Raw genomic sequence first — 3,334 nt, 5'->3', positions numbered from 1 at the left:
GCATAATATCATCTCTTATCATAAAGTTTGTTGCTGATGTATCTTCATCTATTAATATTGTTTTAGATTTCATTTCTATAGCTTCTACAATATTAGCTGCTTGTGATGTACTTCCACTTGCATTTTCTGATGTGAATTTTTCTGTGCTTTTTCCATTAGGTAAGTTATTTATAAATAACGATATATCATCATTTAAAATACATCTTCCATCTTCTGCACGTACTTTCATTGCTGTATTTTCTGCTATAACATACTCTCTTCCATCACCTTCAATATGATTGTATACTCCAAGCTCTAAAGCATTTAAAAGGGTTGATTTTCCATGATATCCACCACCAACTATAAGTGTTATACCTTTCTTTATCCCCATACCTTTTAAAGGCCCTCCAAAAGGTATATTCATAGTAACTTCCATTGACTCTGGTGATTTAAATTTTATTCCATCTCTTAAAGGCTTCTGTGATATTCCACTTTCTCTTGGCAGAATTGAACCATTCTCTACAAAGGCTATTAAATCTCTATTCTTTAATTCATTTCTTATATATTCTTGGTTTTCTACAAGCTCTACTCTCTTTTTTAATTTAAGTTTATCTACATTTTCATAAATTAAACTCTCTTCTACTATTTTAGGTAAAAAGTCATAAAGAATTTTTATAAGTTCTCTTCCTAAAACAGTTCTTCCTCTTGCAGGAAAACCTACTTCAAACCTTGCTTCTAACTTTTCTTTATCTATTACAATGGCAGTTCTATCTAAAATTTCTTGATTAAATCTGCTTATATTTACTACTCCACTTTTCCCTGAGCCCATAACTCTTGTGCAATATCTATTTATATTTAAACTAAATAATCTTCCTATAAAATCAATAGTTCCTACTCTTTTATGGTTTTCATTAAAATATTCTAATGGAAATTTATTTACTTTTGATTTTAAACTTACTCTCACTCTTGATGGTGCTGCAAAAGGGTCTCCTTGAACATGATCTATATATAAAGTATATTTATCAAACTCATAACCCCCTTCAAGCTCCTTATATGCTTTATATCCTCTACCATCTATCTTTTCAATTTTTCTTTTTAATTCATCCATTCCTACCATATTATTTTTCCTCCCCTTTTACAAAGAAATTATCTATAATTTTTTCTCCAAGTTTTCTATACATGTTGCTCATATTTATAACTGAGCATAACATTAAAAACTTTTCATCTTCTTCATTTGAAATTTCATTAATCATTTCAACTCTTTCTTCATTCTCTTCTCTGAATTTCTCTAAATCATTTTTTGATATATCTATAAATCTTTCATAAGTTTCTCTTATTTCATTTGAATCTTCACTTTCTACCATTAAACTTAAAGTATGTCTTATATCATTTATTGATAATGTTCCTTTAAAGTTATAAATTAAATTCATTAAAATTATATGTTCTTTAGAGTATTTCTTATTTTTTATTGGCATAAGTAATTTACCCTTTGCATAGTTATTTATCATTGTCTTTGTTAAAACTTTTTCTTCCTTATTTCTCTTCACACTTTCATATTTGCTTTCAAACATTTGAATCACTTGATCCATATATAAATCAATCTCTGGAATTTCTTCAAGTTCTATATTTTTATCTAAATTTAATTCATCTATCATATCTAACATTTTTTCTTTATTCATTATAAACACCTCATCTAGTTTTATAAACTACTTAACGTTATATATATATTAATAATAATAGTATTCAAGAGATATTTCAATATATTTACAGAAAAATCCTGTTTAATCTCTTTTTTTAAGGAAATACTAACTTTGACCATTATTATATTATAAACATATAATAACATTATAACATATAGTTTATAAAACTATATGTCGTTATAGGAGGGTTTGAGTATGGAAAAATATTTAAGAGAACCTGTTAATGGCTTAACTCATTTAACGGGTGCAATATTATCATTTATTGGGTTAATCGCTTTATTAGTTAAAGCATTTATAGAACATTGCTCTGGTATAGAAATTTTTTCAGTATTTTTTTTTGGTGTAAGTCTAATTTTACTTTATACTGCATCAGCAATATACCATTCTGTTAAATCAAATGAGAAAGTTCTTCATAGATTAAAAAAATTTGATCACGCTATGATATTTGTTTTAATTACAGGTTCATATGCGCCATTTTGCTTAATTGCACTAGATAATAAAGTTGGCTACGTACTATTTGCAATAGTTTTTACAGCTGGTTTATTAGGTATAATTTTTAAATTATTTTGGGTAACTTGCCCTAAGTGGATTTCAAGCGTTATGTACATCGCTATAGGTTGGTTTGCAGTATTTGCTATCTATCCACTTTCACAAGTTTTACACGGAACTGCATTTTTCCTTTTAGTTTTAGGAGGAATTCTTTATACAATTGGTGGAGTTATCTATGCATTTAGAGATGATAAAATTAAAATTGGAATCTTTGGAACTCATGAAATTTTTCATATTTTTATAATGCTTGGAAGCCTTTCACACTTTATAGCAGTCTTTGTATATCTTTTATAAGCTAACACACAAATTCTATATAAAATGAGACTTGAGTCAGATGGAGTGTTAACTCCAACTGACTCTTTAGTCGAATTTATCTAGGAGCGTGTGCCCATTTTCCCCCACTTGTAGAAAATGGGGGGTATTCCGGGCACTAGCTATCAGATAAAAAGCCCCTAACCATTAAGGTTAAGGGCTTTAATACTTTTTTAAATTAATATTTCTTTTTTCATATCCATTTCACAAAGCTTTTATATTATATAAATATAGGAAGGAACCTTCTTATATTAAAAAGCCTTATATACTTTTAAATATAAACGCTCTCGAAAAGTGCCGATTTTCGAGAGCGTTTAAAATTTTATTTTATTTTTTTACATCTTCAAAGCTAACTCTTATAGCTTTTTCTAAATCCTTTGGATTCATCTCTATCTGAAGTCCAATTTTTCCACCACTGAAAACTATTTTTTCTAAGTCTATTGCTTCCTTTTGGAAAAATGTTTTATATTCTTTTTTCATTCCAAGTGGGGAACATCCACCTCTAATATATCCAGTAAATTTATTTATATCTTTTACATGTATCATTTCAATCTTTTTTTCACCTGCCACTTTTGCAGCTTTTTTCAAGTCTAACTCTTCTAATACTGGAATTACAAATACATATAAAGCCTTTGAACTCCCTACTGTTACTAATGTTTTATATACAGTTTCAGGTTTTTGTCCTGTCTTTTCTGCAACTGCTGCTCCATCTATATGTCCATCTGTTGCATCATATTCTAATGCCTCATATGCTACTTTCTTTTTATCTAATATTCTCATTGCATTTGTTTTTT

General features: G+C 28.1%; 4 protein-coding genes. 1 reads left to right on the top strand and 3 read right to left on the bottom strand.

From position 1 onward, the window contains the following. Both ACRDDY_RS02290 and ACRDDY_RS02285 read right to left on the bottom strand, forming a co-directional pair. On the bottom strand, positions 1-1,096 hold a 1,096-nt coding region (locus ACRDDY_RS02290), incomplete at its 3' end, for a P-loop domain-containing protein (protein ID WP_438563356.1). A 1-nt stretch (position 1,097) separates the two neighbouring features. Continuing rightward, on the bottom strand, positions 1,098-1,658 hold the full coding sequence (locus ACRDDY_RS02285) for a DUF1836 domain-containing protein (RefSeq protein WP_438563355.1): 561 nt from the start codon (positions 1,656-1,658) through the stop codon (positions 1,098-1,100). A 216-nt stretch (positions 1,659-1,874) separates the two neighbouring features. Between ACRDDY_RS02285 and trhA the strand changes: the two genes are divergently transcribed. Continuing rightward, positions 1,875-2,522 (top strand): PAQR family membrane homeostasis protein TrhA, encoded by a 648-nt coding sequence (gene trhA / locus ACRDDY_RS02280; RefSeq protein ID WP_438563354.1) that lies wholly within the window; start codon positions 1,875-1,877, stop codon positions 2,520-2,522. A gap of 345 nt (positions 2,523-2,867) precedes the next feature. Here the strand turns inward: trhA and ybaK are convergent. Next, on the bottom strand, positions 2,868-3,334 hold a 467-nt coding region (ybaK, locus tag ACRDDY_RS02275; protein ID WP_438563353.1), incomplete at its 5' end, for a Cys-tRNA(Pro) deacylase.

The sequence above is a fragment of the Clostridium sp. genome (assembly GCF_051656525.1).
Taxonomy (GTDB): Bacteria; Bacillota; Clostridia; order Clostridiales; family Clostridiaceae; genus Clostridium.
The sequence above is the reverse complement of the archived record's forward strand: the minus strand, read 5'-3'. Positions and strand labels throughout refer to the sequence as shown.